Annotated in this window: 17 protein-coding genes; 10 read left to right on the top strand and 7 right to left on the bottom strand. The window is 43.1% G+C overall.

Annotation, left to right across the window (positions count from 1 at the left end):
• Positions 1–75: 75 nt before the first annotated feature.
• Positions 76–933: a polysaccharide deacetylase family protein gene (locus GSY63_RS06895; RefSeq protein ID WP_166585056.1), complete on the top strand. Its 858-nt coding sequence runs from the start codon at positions 76–78 to the stop codon at positions 931–933.
• A 124-nt stretch (positions 934–1,057) separates the two neighbouring features.
• Here the strand turns inward: GSY63_RS06895 and GSY63_RS06890 are convergent, their stop codons facing one another.
• Positions 1,058–1,354 (bottom strand): hypothetical protein, encoded by a 297-nt coding sequence (locus GSY63_RS06890; protein ID WP_166585055.1) that lies wholly within the window; start codon positions 1,352–1,354, stop codon positions 1,058–1,060.
• A gap of 149 nt (positions 1,355–1,503) precedes the next feature.
• Between GSY63_RS06890 and queG the strand changes: the two genes are divergently transcribed.
• Positions 1,504–2,442, top strand: coding sequence for a tRNA epoxyqueuosine(34) reductase QueG (gene queG, locus GSY63_RS06885; protein WP_166585054.1), 939 nt, complete (start codon positions 1,504–1,506; stop codon positions 2,440–2,442).
• A gap of 142 nt (positions 2,443–2,584) precedes the next feature.
• Here the strand turns inward: queG and GSY63_RS06880 are convergent, their stop codons facing one another.
• Positions 2,585–3,595: a 3'-5' exonuclease gene (locus GSY63_RS06880; RefSeq protein ID WP_166585053.1), complete on the bottom strand. Its 1,011-nt coding sequence runs from the start codon at positions 3,593–3,595 to the stop codon at positions 2,585–2,587.
• Between the two features lie 228 nt (positions 3,596–3,823).
• On the opposite strand from GSY63_RS06880, the gene GSY63_RS06875 reads away from it, so the two are divergent.
• The 3 genes from GSY63_RS06875 to GSY63_RS06865 are packed head-to-tail and all read left to right on the top strand — an operon-like array spanning position 3,824 to position 8,390.
• Entirely contained in the window at positions 3,824–5,698 is a 1,875-nt protein-coding gene (locus GSY63_RS06875; RefSeq protein WP_243749171.1) for a DUF3857 domain-containing protein, read from the top strand.
• A complete protein-coding gene (locus GSY63_RS06870) occupies positions 5,699–7,612 on the top strand; it encodes a DUF3857 domain-containing protein (protein WP_166585051.1) in 1,914 nt (637 codons plus the stop codon).
• A gap of 7 nt (positions 7,613–7,619) precedes the next feature.
• On the top strand, positions 7,620–8,390 hold the full coding sequence (locus GSY63_RS06865) for a TMEM175 family protein (RefSeq protein ID WP_166585050.1): 771 nt from the start codon (positions 7,620–7,622) through the stop codon (positions 8,388–8,390).
• A gap of 1 nt (position 8,391) precedes the next feature.
• Here GSY63_RS06865 and GSY63_RS06860 read toward each other — a convergent pair whose 3' ends face one another.
• The 3 genes from GSY63_RS06860 to GSY63_RS06850 all read right to left on the bottom strand — a co-directional run bounded on the left by GSY63_RS06860 (position 8,392) and on the right by GSY63_RS06850 (position 12,501).
• Positions 8,392–8,961: a C40 family peptidase gene (locus tag GSY63_RS06860; RefSeq protein ID WP_166585049.1), complete on the bottom strand. Its 570-nt coding sequence runs from the start codon at positions 8,959–8,961 to the stop codon at positions 8,392–8,394.
• A gap of 173 nt (positions 8,962–9,134) precedes the next feature.
• Positions 9,135–11,744, bottom strand: coding sequence for a DNA mismatch repair protein MutS (gene mutS, locus GSY63_RS06855; protein WP_166585048.1), 2,610 nt, complete (start codon positions 11,742–11,744; stop codon positions 9,135–9,137).
• 328 nt (positions 11,745–12,072) lie between these two features.
• Positions 12,073–12,501 (bottom strand): hypothetical protein, encoded by a 429-nt coding sequence (locus GSY63_RS06850; protein ID WP_166585047.1) that lies wholly within the window; start codon positions 12,499–12,501, stop codon positions 12,073–12,075.
• Positions 12,502–12,993: 492 nt separating this feature from the next.
• On the opposite strand from GSY63_RS06850, the gene GSY63_RS06845 reads away from it, so the two are divergent.
• Complete coding sequence (locus GSY63_RS06845; RefSeq protein ID WP_166585046.1) at positions 12,994–13,578, top strand: Crp/Fnr family transcriptional regulator; 585 nt, start codon at positions 12,994–12,996, stop codon at positions 13,576–13,578.
• A 70-nt stretch (positions 13,579–13,648) separates the two neighbouring features.
• The gene (locus tag GSY63_RS06840) at positions 13,649–14,623 is read left to right on the top strand and encodes a quinone oxidoreductase family protein (protein WP_166585045.1); all 975 of its coding nucleotides are present in this window, start codon (positions 13,649–13,651) and stop codon (positions 14,621–14,623) included.
• A gap of 48 nt (positions 14,624–14,671) precedes the next feature.
• Here the strand turns inward: GSY63_RS06840 and gnd are convergent, their stop codons facing one another.
• The gene (gnd, locus tag GSY63_RS06835) at positions 14,672–15,634 is read right to left on the bottom strand and encodes a phosphogluconate dehydrogenase (NAD(+)-dependent, decarboxylating) (protein ID WP_166585044.1); all 963 of its coding nucleotides are present in this window, start codon (positions 15,632–15,634) and stop codon (positions 14,672–14,674) included.
• Positions 15,635–15,947: 313 nt separating this feature from the next.
• On the opposite strand from gnd, the gene GSY63_RS06830 reads away from it, so the two are divergent.
• On the top strand, positions 15,948–16,838 hold the full coding sequence (locus GSY63_RS06830) for an AraC family transcriptional regulator (RefSeq protein WP_166585043.1): 891 nt from the start codon (positions 15,948–15,950) through the stop codon (positions 16,836–16,838).
• Between the two features lie 132 nt (positions 16,839–16,970).
• Here the strand turns inward: GSY63_RS06830 and GSY63_RS06825 are convergent, their stop codons facing one another.
• Complete coding sequence (locus GSY63_RS06825; RefSeq protein WP_166585042.1) at positions 16,971–17,849, bottom strand: alpha/beta hydrolase; 879 nt, start codon at positions 17,847–17,849, stop codon at positions 16,971–16,973.
• Positions 17,850–18,136: 287 nt separating this feature from the next.
• On the opposite strand from GSY63_RS06825, the gene GSY63_RS06820 reads away from it, so the two are divergent.
• Together GSY63_RS06820 and GSY63_RS06815 are read left to right on the top strand one after the other, a co-directional pair.
• On the top strand, positions 18,137–18,769 hold the full coding sequence (locus GSY63_RS06820; protein ID WP_166585041.1) for an RNA polymerase sigma factor: 633 nt from the start codon (positions 18,137–18,139) through the stop codon (positions 18,767–18,769).
• Complete coding sequence (locus GSY63_RS06815; protein WP_166585040.1) at positions 18,766–20,151, top strand: outer membrane beta-barrel protein; 1,386 nt, start codon at positions 18,766–18,768, stop codon at positions 20,149–20,151. The genes GSY63_RS06820 and GSY63_RS06815 overlap by 4 nt, the downstream gene beginning before the upstream one ends.
• The last annotated feature ends 41 nt before the right edge of the window (positions 20,152–20,192 follow it).

Below are 20,192 nucleotides of genomic sequence, written 5' to 3'. Positions count from 1 at the left end.
TAATTCGCGTTAAATAATTTTACTGACAGAACATTTATTATTCTATTTTCGTCGCTATTAAAATATATATCTAATATGTCAAAGCTACTGTCTACCCTACTACCTTTCTGCATGCTGGCTGCAGTATCATGCCAATCAAAACCTGCAGAAAAAACTATTACGGCAACTGCTACAGCTGCAACAAAAACAGAAACTACCGAAACAGTAACCAAAATACCGGGGGGAACGCCGGCTTCGGCAGCAACCATTATGGGCCGTAAACAAGTGCCTGTGATTTGCTACCACCAGATCCGTGATTGGAAACCGACCGACTCTAAAGTTGCTAAAGATTACATCGTACCAATTGCTTCTTTTAAAGAACACATCAAAATGCTGGCCGATAGTGGTTACCATACCATTTTACCCGATCAGCTGTATTCGTACCTGGCTTTTGGCACACCGCTGCCAAGCAAGCCTATTATGTTAACTTTTGATGATACCGATTTAGATCAGTTTACCATTGCCCGCCCGGAGATGAAGAAATATGGCTTCAAAGGCGTATTTTTTATCATGACGGTATCGCTTGGTCGCCCGCATTACATGAGCAAAGAGCAGGTAAAACAACTATCTGACGAAGGCAACGTTATCGGCAGCCATACCTGGGATCACCACAACTTCAAAAAATTTGCAGGTAAAGACTGGGAAACCCAGTTAGATAAACCAACCAAAAAACTGGAAGAGATCACCGGTAAAGACATTAAATACTTTGCCTATCCGTTTGGTTTGTGGAATGCAGAAAACCTGCCGGAATTGCATAAACGCAATTTCCTGATTGCGTTCCAACTAGCTGATAAACGCTATGCAAACGATCCATTAATGACTGTACGCCGTATTTTAGATAGCGGCTACTGGAGCACCAAGACGTTGAGTAACAGTATTAAGAACAGTTTTTAATGGTTAGTGAATGGTTGATTGGGTTGATTAAGTGAATAGTTCTGCTTAAGAATCTAATCAACCACTCAACTTAATCAACTACTCTCTAAAAAAGAAAAGCCGCTCGAATGAGCGGCTTTTCTTTTTACAAGTTTTCTCCCGCGGGCCCTTCTCCTTTATTCGAAGAGTTGGTTATCGGCTGCTCGGCCGATGAATTAGTAATCGGCTTACCATCCTCTGGGCTCGGGTCGCCATCTCGGGATGGAGTTACCGTTTTCACACGCTCGGGATCGGGCTTATCCTGCACCGTTGGGTCATTGGTTTCGTCGATGGCGGAGTCGCCCTTGTTTTCGTGAAGTGTGTCATCACTCTTATCGGTACTATCGTAATTGGCTACGTCCGGGTTCTTCGGATCAGCTGTTTTCAAATCGTTGGTTATCATAATTGTATGTTTTATAGGTGCGTTATTGTTTTAATACAACGCTACCACTTTCAATCTGTTTGCAATAGTTAACCTTAGTGATCGCCAAATTAACTTAACCTTAAATAAATCAACTGCTTACTTTGCTGCATATCCGTATCTTTGCGGCAATGCTTAATAACCACGCCGCATACAGCCAATTGATAAAAGATGAAGCCCAAAAGCTTGGTTTTTTATTTTGCGGTATAGCGAAAGCAGAATTTCTGGAACAGGAGGCGCCTCGGTTGGAGAAATGGCTCAACGCCGGCATGCACGGCGAAATGACCTACATGGAAAACTACTTCGACAAGCGCCTCGACCCACGTTTATTGGTTGAGGGTGCTAAATCGGTAATCTCTTTAGGGTTAAACTATTACTCTGATAATGAACAGGCCGATTCATCCGCGCCCAAAATATCCAAATATGCTTATGGGGCCGATTATCATACCGTTATTAAAGACAAGCTAAAATTATTGTTGGCTATCATCAACGATAAAATAGGCGAAGTAGGTGGCCGGGCATTTGTAGACTCGGCACCTGTATTGGACAAGGCCTGGGCAAAAAAAGCCGGACTGGGCTGGATAGGCAAAAACTCTAACCTGATCAGTAAAAAAACAGGCTCATTCTTTTTCCTTGCCGAACTGATTGTTGACATTGAGCTCGAGTATGACATTGAACCAACAGCCGACCACTGCGGCACCTGCACTCGTTGCCTTGATGCCTGCCCTACCGAGGCCATAGTTGCCCCACAGGTAGTTAACGGCAGCCGCTGCATCTCTTATTTAACTATAGAGCTTAAAAACGAGATCCCCGCCGAGTTTAAAGGCAAAATGGATGGCTGGATGTTTGGCTGCGATATTTGCCAGGATGTTTGCCCCTGGAACAAATTCTCTGTGCTTCACCAGGAACAATCGTTTGATCCGCACCCTGATCTGCTTGGTATGAACTCAGCTGACTGGAACGAGATCACCGAAGACGTTTTCAGAAAGGTGTTTAAAAATTCGGCTGTGAAGCGCACTAAGTTTAATGGCTTGCAGCGAAATATTAGCTTTTTAAAGAAGATAGAATAGACAAAAACGTCATTGCGGGCGATAGCGAAGCAATCCCAAACTATACGGAACGGCTCTGTAAATCGTGGATTGCTTCACTATCGCTCGCAATGACGCATTTTTATATAAATTCGAAATAGAACATCCGAATTCCGAAATCAGTTTATCCTTTTTTAAATTTATCAGCCAACAACTTCAGCATGTCATCATTAACCGGTTTAGCCGGTTCTTCCTTCTTCTTAAAGTTAGGATTTTGCTGATATGGTTTGTTTTGCTGATACGGCTTATTAGGCTTCTCAGTCAGTGGCTTTTCAAGTGCATTAGGTTCCGGCTTTGGTTGTTGTACCGGTTTTGGGCGGGCAGCAATGCGAGCTTCGTTCCAACGTTTGTAGATGGTTTCAATTTTGCGCTTAGTGTAAAGCGGAAAATCGCCCTGCATCATCCATGAGTAATAGCTTGGCTCTGTTTCAAACACATCTTCAACTCTTCGGCCTTTGTGCTTGCCGAAGTTAAACACTTCGTGGCCATCGGCATTAAACACCATACGTCCTGCAAAATCAACATTCCTGTTCATGTTGGTAAATACATGCAGGGCTTCTACATCTGGCACAACCGGGATAGATTTATTGCCTTCACGGTCTTCAAACTCCGTTTCGGCATAACGCTCCAGCTGGGCCAGCAATACCTCCATGGTGGCACGGGTGTCTGCTTCGGCGCTGTGTGCGTTAACAATTTCTTTGTTGCAATAAAAACGGTAAGCAGCTTTTAAGGTGCGTTGTTCCATCTGGTGGAAAATATTTTGCACATCAACCAAATGGCGGTTTTCTATATCAAAAGGCACACCAACGCGTAGAAACTCCTCCATCAGCATAGGGATATCAAACTTGTTAGAGTTAAAGCCCGAGAGGTCGCTGTCGCCAATAAACTCAGCTATTTCTGGTGCCAATTGTTTAAAGCTTGGCTCGGCTTTAATATCCTCGTCATATATACCATGTATAAGGGATGTTTCATACGGAATAGGCATTTCCGGGTTCACCCGCCATGTTTTTACCGCTTCGCTGCCATCTGGCATCATTTTAATTACGGATATTTCAACAATACGATCAACCCCAATGTGTGTACCTGTGGCTTCCAGATCAAAAAATGCCAACGGACGCTTTAAATTCAATTTCATTCGTGTAATGTCTACCCGCCAAAAATCGTAAAAAGGTTTGTTATACCCGCACAATATATTTTTAAAATGGTATTTAGCATCTGCTTATAAATCGTTATTTTAATACCCACCTAATTACAATTTTTAATGAAACGCCCCCTATTCCTATCCCTCCTACTGTTATTTACTTGCTATCAATCATTTGCACAAGATTTTGAGTTCGGAAAATTCACCGATCAGGAGATCCAAATGAAAAAATACGACAAAGACACCAGCGCCCACGCACTTGTGCTTAACGAATTTGGCAAGGCATACATTAACACAAACGACAATCTCCGCCTTGTTTTTGAGCACCATGTGAAGGTAAAGATATTCGATAGCCAGGCTTTTAAATCGGAAGGCGACGTGGTGATAACCCTACACAGAGATGATAGCAATACTTACGAAACCATACGGGATGTAGAAGCCGTTACTACTTATACAGACGAAAACGGCATTCTTAGGCAATCTCAACTCGAGCAGTCGAAGATCTTCAAGACGAATGAGAACAAATACACCGATCTCGCCAAATTTAGTATGCCCAACCTGCGCCCTGGCTGCATTATTGAATATAGGTACACTACAGAATCGCCTTTTCTGTTCAACTTTCACACATGGGAGTTTCAGTCAGACATACCCAAAATCCATTCGGAATACCGGGCCGATATACCTGCCGTATTTCAGTATAACGTAAGCCTGAGGGGGGCCTTAAAACTTACTAACTCCCACTCAGAATTGGACAGGGAGTGCTTTTCTTATGCAGGCACCCGTTGCGATTGCAGCAGGCTTACCTATATTATGGATAATGTGCCTGCGTTTGTGGAAGAAGAGTATATGACCGCCGCCAAAAACTTCATTTCGGCCATGTATTTCGAGCTTTCGGAATATATTAATTTTAACAATGGGACAAAAGTGAAGGTGACCAAAGAGTGGCATGATGTTGACCAATCGTTAAAAAGCAACGAATATTTCGGCAGTCAGATTAAACGAAGCGGTTTAATGAAAGACCGCATTAAAGATGTTATTGCCGGTAAAACCGATGAGCTCGCCAAAGCTCAGGCCATTTACGAGTTTATCCAAAAAACTATGAAATGGAATCAGTTTTATGGTAAGTATAGCGATGACGGTATCCGCAAAGCACTCGATCAGCATACGGGCAGCATCGGTGATATTAACCTGGCACTTATTGCTGCACTTAAAGCGGCAGATCTGAACACGGAGGCTGTATTGCTTTCTACCCGTGAACACGGATCGGTTAACAGACTTTTCCCCGTAGAGAGCGACTTTAACTATGTGATAGCCAAAGTAAACATCGGCGACAAAAGCTACCTGCTCGACGCATCTGACCAATTACTTGCCTTTGGTATGTTGCCACTACGTTGTATAAATGATCAGGGCCGGGTGCTTAGCTTCGAGAAAGAATCTTATTGGATGGACATTGTGGAACCGCAAAAAGAGTCTAAAATAGCTAGCTTAAACCTCATTTTGCAGCCCGACGGTAAGCTTAAGGGCACCTTCAAACAATTCTCGGCAGGCTACGCAGGGTACCTCAAACGTAAAGAGATCAAGAAGTTTAATTCGATAGATGAGTATGTGGAAAATCTGGACGAGAAGTTTCCAAAAATTAAGATTTTGAAATCAGAAATTCAGAATGTTGACAGCTTGAACAGCACTATTTTGGAATCGTATGAAGTAGAGATCGACGCTTATAAAAACCTGGATCATGCCAAGCTTACGCTAAACCCGTTTGTTTTTGGCCACACCAACGAAAATCCCTTCAAGCTGATGGATCGTAGCTACCCGATAGATATGGGGATGCCTTCAATTTCGAGATTTACCGTTACCGTACATATGCCGGGTAACTTTATAGTGGAAAGCGGAACTAAAGATTTAGCGATAGCTTTACCTAACAAAGGCGGTTCGCTCATGACCGAATTTGCAAACGATACCGAGAGCTTCACCTTCTCGGAAGCATTGCAGTTTGCCAAGCCGGTTTACAGTGTTGCAGAGTACCCATACCTCAAAGAGTTTTATAACAAAATTATACAGGCAGAAAGCTCGGAGATTCTTTTCACAAAAAAATAAATGAGAGCACTTATAATTGCCGCTGCCTTTAGCATCGGGCTATGCCGGACTGCCCTTGCACAGCAAAGCTATGGCACAGGATTAATAGCCAAAGACCTGCTACCTTATGCAAGCTCGGTGATTCGTAATGACGAAACCACAATTACCATAAAAGAGAACGATAACGTGCTTTATCATTATAAAAAAGCCGTTACCGTGTTAAATAAAAATGGAGCAGAAGATGCCCAACTAGCTATTTGGTACGATAAGAGCCGACAGATAAAAAGCATTAAGGGTATTATTTACGACGAGTATGGCAAACAGCTGAGCAAGTTTGGCGAAAGCAGCTTTAAGGATGAGAGCGCGGTTCACGATTTTTCTTTGTTTGAAGATGAACGCGTTAAATATTATGAACCGGCGGTTACCACTTACCCCTACACCGTTGAATATGAGTATGAGGTAAAGCAAACCCAAACGCTTAACATCGAGCCCTGGTTTCCCACTTATTCAAGCGGTGTGTCTGTTGAGCAGAGCTCATATAAATTAGTATGTAAACCATCGTTAAACATACGTTATAAAGAAACCAGCTATGCTGACAAAGTTGAAACCGGCACCGATGAAAAAGGGATGAAAACTTATAGCTGGGCGGTTAAAAATGTAAAAGCCCGCCGCAGTGAACCCTATAGCCCCAACAAAACTAATTACATTACGAGCGTGCGCCTGGCCTCGCAAGATTTTATTTATTCGGGCATACCCGGCACCTACACCAATTGGAACGATTTGGGCAAATGGATTTACGACAAGCTGCTTACCGGGCGGTCGCAGTTATCGCCCGAAACTTTACAGCAAGTAAAAGACCTCACAGCGGGCATTGCCGACCCAAAGGAGAAAGCGCGAAAGATATACGAGTTTATGCAACAAAAAACCCGTTACGTAAGTATCCAGATTGGCGTCGGCGGCTACCAGCCATTTAAAGCCAGCGAGGTAGACCAATTAAGTTATGGCGACTGCAAGGGCCTGGTTAACTACACTCAGGCATTGCTTAAAGCTGCCAGTATCGATTCATATTACTGCGTTGTAAAATCGGGCAGTGAAAAAGAAAGCTTGAAAACTGACTTTGCAAGTATGGATCAGGCCGACCATATTATCTTATGCCTGCCTTTTAAAAGCGATACCACCTGGTTAGAGTGCACCAGTAAAACCATCCCCTTTGGCTACCTCGGCGATTTTACAGACGACCGTACAGTGCTGGCCTGCACGCCGGAAGGCGGTAAGTTATTACATACACCTAAATATACTGCCCAGCAAAACAAGGAGGAGATCAAAGCAACTTTCACCCTTAATGAAAGCGGGGTGCTTACCGGCAACGTATTGACAACTGCGGAAGGCACACAGTATGAAAACCAAGATGATATGCTTACCAAATCATACCAGGATCAGGTTAAACATATTCAAAAACGGTACCCGATCAACAACCTCGAGGTTGAATCTTTTAAATTATCGGCGGCCAAAAATATTAAACCTGTACTAACCGAAAACCTGAAGCTTACCGCAGCCGAATATGCAACTACGGAAGATGGGAAGCTACATTTTATTGTTAATGCTGTTAACCGTGTATCGAACACGCCCCGCGAACTACGCAACCGAAACACCCCCATGTACATTAACAGAGGCTATACCGATGATGATGTGATAACTTATACCCTACCAGATGGTTACGCATCCGACAGAGTGCTTTTAAATGTTAAATTGCAGAAAGATTTTGGCAACTACACCGCCAGCGTTGTTGTAACCGGCAATAAATTGATCTATACACGCAAAATGCAGATGTTAGACGGTACTTATACCAAGGAGGCCTATAGCGACCTTGTAGAATTTTATCAGGCCGTGGTAGATGCCGACAATTATACCATGACTTTAGTTAAAAAGAAGTAACCCTTTTATGAACGCACACGAAGAAGAGGAAATTAAGAAAGAATTTCAGTTAGAGCGGGTAATTCTGTTTAGTGATGCTGTGTTCGCTATTATTATTACCATAATGGTGATTGATATTAAGCTACCAGAGAATATGCGCGAACTGACAGAAGAGCATGTCCGGCATTCTTTTTTTGAATTGATTCCAAAGCTTTTGGCTTACGCATTAAGCTTTTTCCTCGTAGCCACGTTTTGGATGCGCCACCTTAAAATTTTTAGCTTCCTGCGCGACTATAATAAGATGGTGTTAGTCTATAACCTGCTTTTTTTATTTGTTGTGTCGCTGTTTCCTTTTGGTGTATCCATGATATCGGGATTAATCAGCTTAAAGTCGGCGGCTTATGGTTGGTCTGTAAATATATACATCGGCATAGTGCTGTTAACCTTTTTCGCACAAACCTTACTCACGCGCTATCTGGTGAAACATAAAGCCGAGCTATGCTATAATAATAAAGATATGGAACGCGTATTGCAATGGAAATCGCAGCGCATCAATCTTTTTGTAACTCCTGTTATAGCCGCCGCGGTTTGCGTTTGCAACTACATCAATCTATCACCTACTATTTCCATGTATTGTGTAGGTACCCTCGGTATAGTTAATGGTTTTGCCAGGAAGGCTTATTATCCCGATCAAGATGCCAAAATCAGCTTCTTTAAAAGAATTTTTAGAAAACAAACAAGCAAAAAGCCAGCTGCAAAGTCAAAAAAAACAAAGGAAGATTTAACGGAAGATAATTAACTTATTGCCCGCTGGTATAAACGGCATCGGGCTGGATAGACCCCGCGCGCGAAAAGTACTTGTACATAGAAGGATCTCGCAACCTTACAATCATAACCCCTTTACGGGTGCTGGCATGTACTACATAGCCATTTTGCAGATAGATACCAACGTGGCTAAACTTCTTACCATCAAAGTCGAAGAATACCAGATCGCCCTCCTGTAACTCATCCTCGTATTTGCGTTTTATAACAGTGATCTGCTGGCTGGTCATCCGCGGGATGTTGATACCGTACACTTGCTGCTCCAGTAAATAAGCCAGACCGGAGCAATCAATGCCGTTTTTATCCAACCCTCCAAAACGGTAACGCGTGCCGGTCCATTCTTCAATAAAGTTATACAAGCGGCCATTTTGGATGTCGCCGCGGTCAACCCCCATAATATCAGCATATTTATCAGCTATAAAACCTTGCGGCTTTACAACTTCGCCCGGGCTGCCTTTTAAAACAGCCTTTTTAGACTTACAGGAAGTAAACAGAAATACGGCAGAAAATAAAATTAATGCAATTCGATAGGTAAGTTTCGAAATCATGCAGGCAAGATAACGGGCTTTAATTATAAGGCAAAAGCAATGTTATAAACATATCAACATAGAACGTTGAATTGGTAGAGTTGCAATTTCGAACGTATGTGAGAAATCTTCTGCTTCATACCCTAACAATGCAAAAGATTTCTCGTTATCACTCGAAATAACAAAAGTAAAAACTAACTCTTCAGCATCCGCTGTATTTCATCCAATTTCATCATGGCTTCAACCGGGGTGAGGGTGTTTACGTCGAGGTTGTTCAGCGTGTCGCGAATTTTAACCAGTATAGGGTCGTCTATCGAAAACATTTGCAGTTGCAACGCTTGTTTCTGTACCTTTTTAATACTCTCTTTAATATGCTCGCCGCCGGTGCGTTCGTGCTCCAGTTTCTTTAAAATATCATTAGCCCGGGCCAATACCTTTGGAGGCATGCCAGCCAGTTTAGCCACATGGATACCAAAGCTGTGTTCGCTACCACCGGGCACCAGTTTACGGAGGAAAATGATTTGATGCCCTACCTCCTTAACCGTTACATTAAAGTTTTTAATACGGTTAAAAGAGTTACTCAACTCATTTAACTCGTGATAGTGCGTTGCAAAAAGTGTTTTGGCCTGTGCCGTTGGATGATTATGTAAATACTCCGCAATAGCCCAGGCAATAGAAATACCATCGTAAGTTGAAGTACCGCGGCCAATCTCATCTAGCAAAATCAAGCTTCTATCCGAAAGGTTATTTAGGATACTGGCGGTCTCGTTCATCTCCACCATGAAGGTAGATTCGCCCGACGATAGATTATCAGACGCGCCCACACGGGTAAAGATCTTATCTACCACCCCTATTGCGGCTTCTTTAGCTGGCACAAAACAACCCATTTGCGCCATCAGCACAATTAAACCGGTTTGCCTCAGCAAGGCCGACTTACCCGCCATGTTGGGACCAGTAATAATGATGATCTGCTGTGACTCCGAATCGAGGAATACATCATTGGTGATATAAGCCTCACCCGGTGGAAGGTTCTGTTCTATAACCGGGTGGCGGCCACCTTTAATGTCAATTACCCTGCCATCGTTTATTTGCGGCTTAACGTAGTAGTTTTTTTGCGATATGGTAGCAAAATTGAGCAATACATCCAAACGGGCAATCAACTGCGCATTAAGCTGTATAGGCTTAATATATTCGGTTAGCGCATATAAAAGCTCGTTGTAAAGCCTTGTTTCCAGGGCAAGGATCTTTTCCTCGGCACCAAGAATCTGCTCTTCGTACTCCTTTAATTCGGGCGTAATATAACGCTCTGCATTTACCAGCGTTTGCTTACGGATCCATTCCGAAGGTACTTTATCGCGGTGCGAATGGGTGACTTCCAGGTAATATCCAAAAACGTTATTAAACGAAACCTTTAACGACGGGATGCCCGTTGCCTCGGCTTCGCGTTTTTGAATTTCCAGTAAATAACCCTTACCCCCGAACGCGATTTTACGCAGGCGATCTAACTCTTCGTTAATGCCTTCGGCCATTACGCCGCCTTTGGCTATCATTACCGGTGGCTCGGCGCTAAGTTCACGGCCTATTTTTTCACAGATGATAGTACAGGGATTCAACTGCTCACCTATGGCTTTTAGGGGTGCACTTTCAGCCTGTGAACACATCGTTTTAATAGTGTCAATTGCTGATAAAGCTCTCTTTAGCTGACTAACCTCGCGCGGATTGGCTTTCTGCAAACCAATTTTAGAGATCAGCCTTTCGAGATCACCTATCTGCCTGATGTTCTGCTGCAATTCTTCACGCAGCTCGTCGTTGGCAATCAGGTGTTCAACTACGTTGAGCCTGTCGGTAATGGGTTTCAATTCCTTAAGCGGCATTACAATCCAACGACGCAGCAAACGTGCCCCCATTGGCGAACAGGTATGATCCAGCACATCGGCCAGTGTCATAGCGTGTTCATTGGTGGAACCAATCAGTTCCAGGTTTCGGATACTGAAGCGGTCAAGCCATAAATAACGGTCTTCCTCTATCCTCGAAATACCCGAAATATGTTGCAGGTTGCGATGCTCGGTCTCATTCAGATAATGCAACGCCACACCGGCGGCTACAATACCCAGATTCAACTTATCGATACCAAACCCTTTAAGCGATTTAACGCCGAAATGCTTTAACAACGTCTCCTGCGCATAGTCGCCGCTGTAAGGCCAATCGTCAAGCATGTAGGTATAAAAACGATCGCCGAAAGTATCCCTGAAATCGTGGTTACGGCTTTTAGGGTAAATAACCTCGCTTGGCGCAAAGCTTTGTAATAGCTTATCAATATAACCGGTGTTACCCTGCGCGGTTAAAAATTCGCCGGTAGAAATATCGAGCAGCGCAATACCGATGGTATTTTTCTCGAAGTATAACGAAGCCAGATAATTATTGCGCTTCTGTTGTAAAATATTGTCGTTAGTGGCAACACCGGGTGTAACCAGTTCGGTAACCCCACGCTTTACAATGGTTTTGGTAGTCTTCGGATCTTCCAGCTGATCGCAAATAGCCACTCGCTGACCGGCTCGCACCAGTTTTGGCAGATAGGTTTCGATAGAGTGATGCGGAAAGCCCGCCAACTCGATATGCGTGGCAGCACCGTTGGCGCGCCTTGTTAACGTGATACCCAAAATACCGGCCGCCTTAACAGCGTCGGACCCAAAAGTTTCGTAAAAATCGCCAACGCGGAACAGAAGCAAAGCACCCGGGTACTTAGCTTTGATCTCGTTGTACTGCTGCATCAGCGGCGTTTCTTTAGTAGCGGTTTTTGCCAAGCTTATAAAAATAATTAATCCGTAAAGTTAAGCTGTTGGCGGTGCATTTGGGCTACTTGTGGAAAAGTTTGGAAGGGTGTGGAGAGATAGTGATTTCGGATATCAGATTTTAGATTTAGGGTTTAGTTGAATTGGAGTTTTATTTTTTAATAACTGTGAGGATTTCCAATCCTGACTGTTGATTCTGATTTCCATTGTTCGGGCGTTACCCTACGGGTCAGGCTATCCGTTGCAAGTCCTCGCTACGCTCCGGGCTTTCCACTACTATCTTAACGCAAGCTGCATCAGCTAGTCCCAAGTTGCCTCTCTGTTTCTCACACTCTTCAACCTACTTCACCCGCAAATACCGCGCATTCCAATCATAATCTGGCCCATGATCAATCGCGTTAAGTACTAAGGTATCGGGTTGGCCACGATGAATTTTGTATTTACCCTTCGCTTCATTGTTTACGGTTAAAACGCTATCGGCAAAATAACCCGGGATGTATTCGTACTTATTTACCAGGGCATAGGTACCGGTAACAGCAACCTTGCCAGCGTCAGTTTCGGTATAGGATGATTCATTAAAATTGATAATAATTGGGTTTGATGGATCGGCGGGATGTTTGAATAAACCAGCGATAGTAACATTGCTGCTCTCCAAAAACTTCCAGTTTCCTTGTATCGAATCAGAGCTTACCAGGGCAACCTCATCCGATTTTTTGCACGCTATAAATGTTAAAGCTAAAATGAAGCTTAAGGTAACTTTACTTCTCATTTGCAAATGGTTATACAAATATTACGTAGAAAAATTAACAATATAACAATGCTTATCGATTATTTTATTCACCCCCATTTTGTCGGTCGGGTAACTTAATATTTTATTCCCCGGCGATAATTACATTCCATTTTTAAATATCAATAACTAAACAATTAATAATCAGCCCAAACATACCGTTCGGACGATCCATATCGTAACGGATGGGTTAAAACTTATCAGGCGGTGATCTCATGTTGAACAATTAATAATTTAACAAATAGTCGAACCAAAATGGCCGATGCTAAGTTGAGGCTTATATTTAACACTTTTGCTGGCGATGTTTTGACAGCATGATTTAATTTAAACTGTAGAAATTTTATAATCAAAAATTTACTTAGATTATATAAAGTTTTAATTTAATATAAAACATCTATTTCTAACAATCAATTGATCGACGCCAGACAACTTTGATGATTAATGGGCTTATATTAGAGTTCTAATGTCCAAACGATGCTTTTTCATTTCAGAGATAAATTTCCGCAGCTAAATGCCTATTGGGATAAGTACCTCCCCTTTCAGAAGCGGATGGAAGTACCTGCAAAGTCTGTTCTGTTGGAAGAAGGCAGCGTATCTCAGAATTACATCTTCATAGAAAAAGGCTGCGTGCGCACTTTCTTCAACAATAAGGGTGATGATAAAACGGTGCAGTTTTTCTTCGAGAATGACGGATTAAGCTCGCTCGATAGTTTTATAAACCATATACCAAGCACGTTTACTATCGAAACCATTGAGCCATCTATTATCTATTTGTTACCCCGACAGTATGTCGCTCAATTGATAGATGATCTGAGCCACGAACCCGATTTCACCTCGCTATTACTACAAATGTGGGCCATAAGGCAAACTCATTATATGAACGAGTTTGTATCCTTTATTCGTGATACGCCAGAGCAACGCTACCAAAATCTACTGACCCAGAGGCCGCATATTATACAGCGGGTACCACAACATTACATTGCATCGTACCTGGGTGTGAGCACTGTGCACCTCAGCCGCATTAAAAGCAAGCTGGCTAAAGGCAACCCGCATTTTTAAACTTGATAACATATGTTATCGTGCTGCCACTTTGTGCTATCTAATTTTGTATTAACAAATTTGAAAGAAAATGAAAGCAGCAGTAATGTATCAAAAAGGCACAATGCCTCAATATATAGACTTCCCCGAACCGGTTATTAAAAACGACGATGAACTACTGGTAACGGTAAAAGCGGTAGCCCTTAAGCATCTCGATAAAAGCCAGGCTTCGGGCAAACACTACTCCAGTAACACCCACCAACAAACGGATGGCCGCGTGGTGGGGGGCGATGGCATTTGCCTGTTACCTAATGGCTCGAGAGTTTATGGCATGGGTGTAAGCGGCATGCTGGCCGAAAAAGCAACGATCCATAAAGACAGAATTGTACCGGTCCCGGAAACACTGGATGATATTACTGCCGCTGCGCTGCCCAACGCCGTTATCGGTTCGGCTATGGGCTTAAAATTTAAGGCGGATATTCAGCCGGGGGACATAGTATTAGTTAACGGCGCAACCGGTTTTACTGGTAGAGTTGCGGTGCAGCTGGCCAAGCATTACGGCGCTAAAAAAGTGATCGCTACGGGCAGAAACCAAGCCTCACTGGAAAAGCTCTTATCACTTGGTGCAGATGAAATAATACAAATTAACGACGATAACAAAGATTTTAAAGATCGGATTACGGCGATTCATTCGTTAACGCCAATTGATGTAATCCTGGATTACCTGTGGGGCGACACCGCCCAAATCATATTCGCCTGCCTAAAGGGAAATGGCACTTTTACCAACCGGATAAGATATGTATCTGTAGGCGAAATGTCAGGCGAGCTTATTCAACTCTCTGCACAAAACCTTAGGAGTGTCGACCTTCAATTATCGGGTTCGGGTTTGGGAGCCTGGTCTAAAGCACAGGTTGGCAAATTATTTGGCGAGATACTCCCAGAGATGTTTCAGCTGGCTGCTGATGGAAAACTTAAAGTAGAAACCGTAACCGTAAAACTGGAAGACATTGCCAAACTTTGGGATATGGAACTAACCGGCGGCCAACGCCTGGTAGTTACGATTTAAGAAACCATCACCCGGGTCGTTAACATTGACCCGGGTAACGGTTTAATATTATTTGCTGTCAGGCTGTTCGTAGCCGCCAACTTTACCAAAGTGTCGTTCGTAACGGATGCCTTCGTCTGTACCAAATGGATGCCCGCCAAAACCGTTGCGCATCATAGCGATGGCTTTAGGAGCAATGTTTTCGCTATCGCGCGAAGCGATCAGCTGCATAACCGACTGGGCTATTACCGGAATAGAAACTTCCATGTGCATAGCATCGGTTACCAACCAATTTACTTCGCCGGTATCCTCAACATATGATGGCACATTAAAGCCTTGTTTTTCGTCGTACAGTTTCTTCATTAGTTCTATCAGCCACGAGCGTACTACCGAACCATGGTTCCAGGTGTGCAGAATTTCGCTGATGTTCAGTTCTTCGCGATAATGTGCAAGTAGATCCATCCCCTCACCTATAGCTTGCAGCATGCCAAACTCAATACCGTTATGTACCAGTTTCACAAAGTGCCCAGAGCCCGAAGCGCCGGTGTGTGTATAACCATTGGGAACGGAAAGATCTTTCAGCAAACCTTCAATCTGACTAACAGCTTCTTTATCGCCGCCTATCATAAAACAGGCACCGTTACGAGCACCGCTTACGCCGCCGCTGGTTCCACAATCAATCAAGTGAATACCTTTATCTGCTTTCAATTCTTTAGCTCTGCGGATGCTATCGCCCCAGTAAGAATTACCGCCGTCGATAATAATATCGCCTTCTTCTAATAAGGGGGTCAATTCGCCAATAACCACATCTATGGCCGCGCCGGCAGGTATGTATATAAATACTTTACGTGGGCGGTCGAGTTTGTTTATCAGTTCCTGTAAGCTATTTACCAGTGTAAGATTTTCCGTTTCGGGTTGTGCGGGTAAATATTTATCGTAACCGATAATCTGATAACCTTTTTCTGCCGCCTGCAAGGCCAGGTTTAGCCCCATTTTGCCAAGGCCTACAACCCCATATGTATGTTTTTCCATAATTATGCTCAGCCGATATGGCTTTGTTAATATTCAGTATTTGTTGATGCGTAATAATCTGGCGCAAATTAATGCAATAATTATCACCCTCTTTACAAAGATGCTAACAATTACGTGTACTATATTAACCCGCCACTTTCCCGGATCGCTTTACGTATCCGACACATAATAACATTGGATACTTTTATGTATTATTATAACATAATTAGTAAACAAATCACATATTTTAGTTAATATAATACATACAACATGCGAGGTTCTTTTACGTAAATTTAGCAATAAGACGATACTTAATTCAACCTAAACAACAATTATGAAAGCGATACTAAAGAAAACCACCACCACACCCGACCACTCTTTTAATATTCATAAAGATGTTGGGGCGGAGATGCTGAGTTCGTGGCATTACCACCCGGAGGTTGAATTATTGGTAATTAAAAGAAGCTCTGGAACCTGTTTAATTGGCGATTATGTGGGCCCGTTTAAAAATAATGATGTTTACTTATTGGGCTCTAACCTGCCGCATACCTTCCGGCACGAAAGAAAGTACCTGCATCGCACGGACGAAAAGATAGGCGAATCTGTGGTAATACTTTTCGAACCGGAAATGCTGGGTAATACCTTTTTAAATCTGCCCGAAGCTAAATTTATACAACGTGCGGTAGATGCTTCTAAATTGGGCTTGCGCATTAAAGGTGAAGCCCGTAAGAAAATTGCCAAAATAGCCGAAGAAATGCTGACCGAATCGCCCGCCAAAAGGATGATTCACCTGTTATCGGCATTGGAGATCATTTCCTCAACGCAAGAGTATGAAACGATATCAAGCAACGGTTTCTTCCACGAAGTAAACAACCTGGATAAGTCGCGCATCAACAAAATTTTTGAATACACCTTTAACAATTTTCAGCGTAAAATATTGGTTGAGGATGTTGCCGCGCTGATTGCCATGGGCAAGCACTCGTTCTGTCGATATTTTAAAGCGAAAACCAAGAAAACGTACCTCGATTTTTTAATAGAAGTTCGCATTGGCCACGCCTGCCGCCTGCTGGTAGAGCAAGACATGAACGTTGCAGAAATTGGTTATGCGTGTGGGTACAACAATATCTCCCATTTCTATCATCAGTTTAAAGCCATCACCAATAAGCATCCGTTGGAGTATCGGTCTTATTATTTGAATAAAGAACACCGGTTGATCGCCGTTTAACGCAATGAGTGAACGAAACCCAAATTGTCATTCCGACGGAGGAGGAATCTTCTTCGCAAGACGAAAGTCCTTTTCTGATAAAGAAGATTCTTCGCTATCGCTCTGAATGACAATCGGAAGGGAACCCGTTCATCAAAACTTCTTCACCGGCTCAATCGGCTTTTTAAAGTAATCATTATCTACAAACCAGTCTACCAATCTCGCGGGCCAGTTTTTGAGGGTTTGCAGTTTGGATCGATAACCCATGTTAAAAGCGTGGTTACCTTTAGAAAAAATGTGTGCTTCTACAGACACCCCTGCTTCGCGATACTTTTGCAGCAGCTTAATAACGGGTGGGGAACAACATTCGTCGTCATCGGCAACTACCAGGAAAGCAGGTGGCGAATCTGGTGGCACTACTTCGGGCACCCCTAGCGGGCCCGGGTAAACCATTATGGCAAAATTGGTTTTAAAACTCTCACGCTCAATTGGGTCAGCAGCTTTGGGGTCACCATCACCTTTTTCAAAGGCAACCCAATCCACTACTTCCCCTCCTGCCGAAAATCCCATAATACCAAGGCGATTAGCGTCGAAGCCCCATTTACCGGCATTGCTACGTACCGTTCTTATGGCGCGTTCGGCATCTTGCTTAGCATGCACCTGCAATTTATACGGCGAATTGGTGTCACGAGCTAACCTGTATTTCAACACGGCTACCACGAAACCCAGCTGCGTTAAAAAGTGGGCCGGTTCTGTACCTTCCGAATTAAATACCAGTATACGGTGCCCTCCACCAGGACAAACCACTATAGCCGCTCCGTTGGCTTTATCCTTTGGCGGCATATAAACTGTAATGGTTGGGTTATTTACATTGTAAGTGTATTTGCCACCTTTCTCGGGTTCATCCTTACGGTTTTCGAAACCCGGCGCACCGTTTTTCCAGAGCGGAATAATGGTCGAATCGCTTTGGGCAAAAACAGCAAAGGGCATTAAAGCGGCTATACATAAAATCAGCCTTAATAATCTGGTCATATCGCTATGGTTTATAACGGGCAGTGGGCTACAAATAACTACAATACCCTACAGCTAAAATTTTATTATCTAAGCATTTATTTGTAGTATATTGACTATAGCGCCGAACTCCATAAATATACATATTTCAATAATTCACAAGTCTGATAATTAACAAATTACGTATCCTGAAAGAACAACAAAAAAATATTAAAATTTTTCTCATTCGCCAGGCAACCTTTTGGAGCTTGCTTACGTGTTAACTACCGGATGAGTGTCATGAACCATAAAGCAGTAAGACCCCCTCTATGGGAGAAGCAGATTTACACCAACTAATTAGTGCCTGTATAGCCCAGGATAGAAAGAGCCAGAAAATGCTGTACAATGCATTTTACGGCTTTGCTATGGGCATCTGCTTACGATATGCCAATAATCGTTATGAGGCTTCTGAGATTATGAACCAGGGCTTTATGAAAGTGTTTACCAGTTTGCATAAGTACGATAGTTCGCGCCCGTTTAAGGCTTGGATGGGCCGGATAATGATGAACATGTCTATCGATTACTATCGCAGTAACCTCAAAATGGCCTATACCGACGACCTGGAAAAAGCCGAACATTTGGCCGACAGTGAGCTGCCCGATAGAAAGCTGAACTATAACGAATTACTGGCCATGATACAGCAATTGCCGCAGGCGGCGCGAACGGTATTTAACCTGTTTGCAATTGAGGGTTACTCGCACGATGAAATTGGCGAAATGCTGGGTATATCTGCAGGCACATCAAAATCCAACTTATTTAAGGCAAGAGAAAAACTAAAAAAAATGATATTGAAAGCTGCCGAGCTACCAAAAAACTTTAACGGCACAAGCGACACGCAGATTGTTGCAATAAGCAACGGCAATCTGTATCTGGGCTTCTTGAACAACGGAATAAGGTTATGAAAGACGAGGAAGACGACAATAACCTGGACCGGGTATTTAAAGAAGGCCTCTCCAAAGCCGAGGACAACATTGCCTTTCGCAATGATGACTGGGATGCTATGGAGCAACTTTTGGATGAGGAAAAGAAACGCCGCGGCATTATTTTCCGCTTGCCGGTTATTATTGGTGCAATTGCCGCCATGTTGTTGCTTGCCTTAGGGTTTTTCTTTTTACGCCCTGAGCTTAAACCAGATGCTGTTAAAAATACAGCTCGTGTAAAACCTTCAAAAGGTAACAGTAATCAGCCTACAGTTAATAACAATCCAATCGCTAGCAATCATGATAAAACGTCTACTTTAAACCCTACTAATACCGCGAAAAATACAACTAGCGTTGAACCGGAAAAAAGTCTGTCTGTTAAAGACTTACCTGCTACTCAGTTGACTGCTGCACAGCCGTTGCATCATAAAGGATTCAATGGAAATGGCAATACGCAACCCAAAAATAACGGCATAGATAAATTAACCGAGGGTTCATTAACAGTTGCTGAACAGCCAACAACCAACAATATAGGCAATACTAACCCGGGCGACATAAACACAGGAGATGAGTCTATTGCAAACAGAAAATCAACTGACCTACAAGCCGTTGCAGGCATAACTTTAGGCAATAGTACATTGAACAGCCAAAGTATTACCGATTTAAACCCAATAGATAAACAATTGGATGTTAGGTCTGACCGCTATGCCGCAGAGGTTAAGCAGAAACAGAAGATGGCGTATACTTCATCGTTTGGTTATAAACACCCGGTTGTATTAAGCGTATTGGCTGCGCCCGATTTTAATGGGGTAAATAGCTCTTTTGCCCGCACGCAAGTGGGTACTACCGTTGGCATGGCGCTATCAATCGGCTTAACCAAAAAGTTAACCATCAGCACCGGTGCACTGTATGCCAAAAAGCCATACATGGTGCCATTTAGCGAATACTCTACCAGCTATAACTTTAAAACCCAGCCGACAGATGTTTATGCCGACTGCCGTGTGCTGGATATCCCCATCAATATCGATTACAGCGTATATAATAAGGGAGCTAACCGGTTTAGCATAGGTACGGGCTTGTCATCTTACTTTATGCTGCGCGAAAACTACCACTTCGATTACGATAATACCGGCACTTACAACGGCCCGAGTGATTACGATATTAAAAACCAAAACAAGCATATCATGGGTGTGCTTAACTTAAACGCTGATTACCAAAGGCGTTTAAGTGCCAAGTTTGGCCTTAACATACGCCCTTATATGAAACTGCCGCTAACTGATATTGGTTACGGCAAGGTAAACCTGCAATCAACCGGTTTGGCGGTGGGCTTTAGCTGGTTTTTAACTTCGGCACAACCCAGATAAGATTATAAATATAGGTTCTCCATTACTTGCTTAATCAAGCA

Origin of the sequence: Mucilaginibacter agri (genome assembly GCF_009928685.1) — a bacterium.
GTDB lineage: Bacteria > Bacteroidota > Bacteroidia > Sphingobacteriales > Sphingobacteriaceae > Mucilaginibacter > Mucilaginibacter agri.
The sequence above is the reverse complement of the archived record's forward strand: the minus strand, read 5'-3'. Positions and strand labels throughout refer to the sequence as shown.